Annotated in this window: 1 protein-coding gene; it reads right to left on the bottom strand. The window is 64.2% G+C overall.

What is annotated here, in order from left to right; genetic code table 11:
- The coding region (locus AB0I53_RS49590; protein WP_358618222.1) for a reverse transcriptase domain-containing protein at positions 1–740 on the bottom strand (740 nt) is incomplete at its 3' end.
- Between the last annotated feature and the right edge of the window lie 602 nt (positions 741–1,342).

Here is a 1,342-nt window from a genome sequence, read left to right on the forward strand (position 1 = left end):
GCCGACAACGCGAGGTTCGCGAACAGCGGTGAGATGACTCCTCCCTGCGGCGTGCCGGATAGCCGTCGCTCGATGTCTCCCAGTTCGGTGAGTACCCCTGCCTTGAGGAACTCCTTGCACAGATTGACAACGCGGCGATCGGTGACGCGCCGCCGGATGCGCTCGACGACAACGTTGTGCCTGATGTTGTCGAAGCATCCAGCGATGTCGCCTTCGACCACCCAGATGTAGCCGTTATTGATGTAGTGCACGATTTCGGCTACCGCGTCCTGCGCTCGGCGTCCCGGCCGGTAGGCGTAACTCGACCGGTACTGGTCGGGCTCGAAGATCGGCTCCAGCACGAGCTTCAACGCCATTTGCACGACCCGGTCGGTCACGGTCGGAATCCCCAAACGGCGGACCTTGCCGCCCTTCTTGGGAATCGCACGTTCCCGAACCGGTTGTGGCCGATAGCTACCGTCCTTCAGACGGGACCGGATGTCCCGCAAGAAGGTCTCCACACCGATCTTTTCCTCGATGTAGGAACAGGTAACGCCATCGGCTCCCGCGCTGCGGGCCCCGCGATTCGCTCGCACCCGCTGCCAGGCAACCCGCAGGGTGTCCAGGTCATAGACGAGATTGAACAGATCACGGAACTGTTTGCTGCTATCGGTGGCTGCCCACTTGTGCAGCTTGGTCTGGACATGGAGTACCCGCGCCGACGCCCCAACAGGCTTCGACGGCGGAGCGGCGGTATTCACCGACGACCTCCCCGCGACCACGCCTTGCTGCAAACCTGCTGCCCTCCTTCGCCATGTCGCCGGTTCTCCCGGCGTCGGACTACTACGAGGGCTCCGCCACAACCAGGCACCATCAGCCGACGGTGAACCTGCCCGCCACCTGGCCGGCTACCAGGCGGGAAGGGCGATGCCCGGTCGCTTCCCACGTTCACTGCCCACCGGTCGGCGGGGTCGGGATCGAGCTTTACCCCGGCAGCATCACCACGAGTACGCCGCAGTACTTCCTCGTGGTCTTCCAAGCCGCACAGACTGAACAGCCTGGAAGCGGACGGGCCACCGAATGAAGCCCATCCAGCACTGCATCGACCCATATCCGCCAGGTTCCGGGCCGTTTTCGAATCACGGGGCATCAGACACTCGTTCGCGATCGCTATCCCTTCCCGCCTTGCTAGCGCGACCGACGCGTCTGGCAGTACCGCGTCCCCGCTACGTTGTCGAGACTGCTCCCGCCCTCCCCGGCACCTCCCGGATCAGGCTGTCTCCAGCTTCCAGGCCCTTGCTGCGACAAGAGCCCGACACGGTCTCTCACCGCGTCCGGTAAAAGCAGCGCCTCGTGGCGCACA

It is taken from the genome of Saccharopolyspora sp. NPDC050389 (assembly GCF_040655595.1).
Taxonomy (GTDB): domain Bacteria; phylum Actinomycetota; class Actinomycetes; order Mycobacteriales; family Pseudonocardiaceae; genus Saccharopolyspora.